The organism is Burkholderia sp. Tr-862, from assembly GCF_011753085.1.
In the GTDB taxonomy this organism is placed as follows: domain Bacteria; phylum Pseudomonadota; class Gammaproteobacteria; order Burkholderiales; family Burkholderiaceae; genus Burkholderia; species Burkholderia ambifaria.
Genome location: NZ_VWWG01000308.1, coordinates 1 through 2,881, shown reverse-complemented (window position 1 = coordinate 2,881; position 2,881 = coordinate 1). Strand labels below are relative to the sequence as shown.

Genomic DNA, 2,881 nt, shown 5'->3' with positions numbered 1-2,881 from the left:
ATCCCGCATTGGCCGGCTGGCGGCGCATGCCCGCGGATGCCGCGCTGCGTTTCGGCGCGCGGCCGTCGCTCGACGCGGCGCGCTGCAGCGTCGGCGCGCAGTTCGTGCTCGGCCGGCTCGACGCGACGCAACTGGAACGGCTCGCGGCACTCGCCGACGCCGAAGGCGACGCCACGCTGTCGATGACGCCGTGGCAAGGCGTGTTCGTGCATGGCGTGCGGCGCGAACGCGCGCCGGCCGTGCTCGATGCGCTCGCGTCGCTCGGTCTCGTGTGCACGACGTCCGACCCACTGGCGGCGCTGGTTGCCTGCACCGGCAGCGCGGGCTGCGCGAAGGCGCGCGCCGATACGAAACATGATGCGCTCGCGCTGGCCGCGCGCGTCGGCCATCCGGTCGACGTGCACCTGACCGGCTGCGAGCGCCACTGCGCGCTGCCGCACCCCGCGACGTACACGCTCGTCGCGGTTGCGCCCGCACGCTACGACCTTTACCGGCGCGACGCCGCCGCGGGCCTCGGCGCCCCGCTCGCGCGCCATCTGACGATTGACCAGGCCGCGGCCCGATTGACGGGCGTGCGGCACAGCCAGGACACCACCGATGCTTGACTACATTCGCGACGGGCAGGAAATCTACCGCCAGTCGTTCGCGACGATCCGCGCCGAGGCCGACCTGTCGCAGGTTCCGCCCGATCTCGAGAAACTCGCGGTGCGCGTGATCCACGCGTGCGGGATGGTCGATGTCGTCTACGACCTGCGCTTCTCGGCCGGCGCCGGCACGGCGGGCCGCACGGCGCTCGCGGCCGGTGCGCCGATCCTGTGCGACGCGCGGATGGTCGCCGAAGGCATCACGCGCGCACGGCTGCCGGCCGGCAATCGCGTGATCTGCACGCTCGGCGAACCGGAGGTGCCCGACCTCGCGCGGCATCTCGGCAACACACGTTCGGCCGCGGCGCTCGAACTGTGGCGCCCGCATCTGGACGGCAGCGTCGTCGTGATCGGCAACGCGCCGACCGCGCTGTTCCACCTGCTCGACATGATCGACGCCGGCGCACCGCGCCCCGCGCTGATCCTCGGCTTTCCGGTCGGCTTCATCGGCGCGGCCGAATCGAAGGCGATGCTCGACGCCGAGAGCCGCGGCGTGCCCTACGTCACGCTGCTCGGCCGGCGCGGCGGCAGCGCGATGGCGGCCGCCGCCGTCAACGCACTCGCGACGGAGGCCGAATGACGGCCCCGCGTGGACGCCTGTTCGGGGTCGGCGTCGGCCCCGGCGATCCTGAACTGATGACGATCAAGGCGCTGCGTGTGCTGCAGGCCGCGCCGGTGGTCGCGTATTTCGTCGCGAAGGGCAAGAAAGGCAATGCGTACGGGATCGTCGAAGCGCATCTGCTCGACGCGCAGACGCAACTGCCGCTCGTCTATCCGGTGACGACCGAGGCGCTGCCGCCGCCGCTCTGCTACGAGACGGTGATCGCCGACTTCTACGACACGGCCGCCGAGATCGTCGCGGCGCATCTCGACGCCGGGCGCGACGTCGCGGTGATCTGCGAAGGCGATCCGTTCTTCTACGGCTCGTACATGTACCTGCACGATCGCCTCGCGACGCGCTACGACACCGAAGTGATCCCGGGCGTGTGCGCGATGCTCGGCGGCACGGCCGTGCTCGGCCAGCCGCTCGTCTATCGCAACCAGAGCCTGTCGGTGCTGTCCGGCGTGCTGCCGGAGGACGAATTGCGCGTGCGGCTCGCGCAGGCCGACGCGGCCGTCGTGATGAAGCTCGGCCGCAACTTCGACAAGGTGCGGCGCGTGCTCGACGAACTCGGGCTCGCGAAGCGCGCGCTGTACGTCGAGCGCGCGACGATGGCGGCCCAGCGCATCGTGCCGCTCGACGAAGTCGATCCGATGGCGTCGCCGTATTTCTCGCTGCTCGTCGTGCCGGGGGAAAAATGGCAAGGATGACGACTCCGCCCGCGATCGTGATTCTCGGCGCAGGCGCGCTCGACACCGCGCGGCGCATCCAGGCGCGTTATCCGGGGTCTCGCGTGCATGGGCTCGCGTCGCGCGTCGAGGCCGACGTGCCGTTCGACGAACTCGGCGCGCACCTGCGCGAGCTGTACGCGCGCGGCCTGCCGATCGTCGCGCTGTGCGCGGCCGGCATCGTGATTCGTTGCGTCGCGCCCGCGCTCGCCGACAAGGGTGTCGAGCCGCCGGTGCTCGCGGTCGCGGAAGACGGCTCGGCCGTCGTGCCGCTGCTCGGCGGACTGACGGGCGTGAACCTGATCGCGCGCGAAATCGCGGAATGCCTCGGCGTCGCGCCGGCGATCACGACGAGCGGCGAACTGCGCTTCGGCGCGTGCGTGCTCAACCCGCCCGACGGCTATGCGCTCGCCGATCTCCAGCAGGGCAAGCGCTTCGTGTCCGACCTGCTCGCGGGCGCGGCCACGCGCATCGACGGCGCGGCGCCGTGGCTCGACGACGTCGCGCTGCCGCGCGACGACGCGGCGGCGCATGCGATCCGCGTGACGCCCGATGCGTGGCGCGGCGCGCGCGACGAACTCGTGATCCATCCGCGCAGCGTGGTGGTCGGCATCGACGCGCGCGGCGTGCAGGCCGACGCCTCGCCATCGCTCGCCGAACGCATCGAGGCGTTGCTCGATGCACACGGCCTCGCACGGCTGGCGCTCGCCGCGCTCGTCGCGCCGGCAACGTTGCTCGGCGATGCGCGGGTCGAAGCGGCGGCGCACACGCTGGGCGTGCCGCTGCGCTTCGGCGATGTCGAAGGCAAAGGCGAAGGCGACACCGACACCGATGCCGATGCCGATGCCGATGCCGATGCCGATGCCGATGCCGCCGCACTGCTCGGCCGCACGTTGCGCGTCGCGCAA

Annotated in this window: 2 protein-coding genes and 2 pseudogenes; all 4 read left to right on the top strand. The window is 72.0% G+C overall.

All coding sequences use genetic code 11. The features are described from left to right. Positions 1–605 (top strand): annotated as a pseudogene (locus F3J14_RS34240) (precorrin-3B synthase); the annotation flags it as partial. Next, positions 598–1,224, top strand: a complete 627-nt coding sequence (locus tag F3J14_RS34235) for a precorrin-8X methylmutase (protein WP_166726672.1) — start codon at positions 598–600, stop codon at positions 1,222–1,224. The pseudogene F3J14_RS34240 and the gene F3J14_RS34235, both read left to right, overlap by 8 nt. Continuing rightward, positions 1,221–1,955: a precorrin-2 C(20)-methyltransferase gene (locus tag F3J14_RS34230; RefSeq protein ID WP_166726671.1), complete on the top strand. Its 735-nt coding sequence runs from the start codon at positions 1,221–1,223 to the stop codon at positions 1,953–1,955. Before F3J14_RS34235 ends, F3J14_RS34230 begins: the two co-directional genes overlap by 4 nt. Then, positions 1,952–2,881: pseudogene (locus F3J14_RS34225) on the top strand (cobalt-precorrin 5A hydrolase); the annotation flags it as partial. The gene F3J14_RS34230 and the pseudogene F3J14_RS34225, both read left to right, overlap by 4 nt.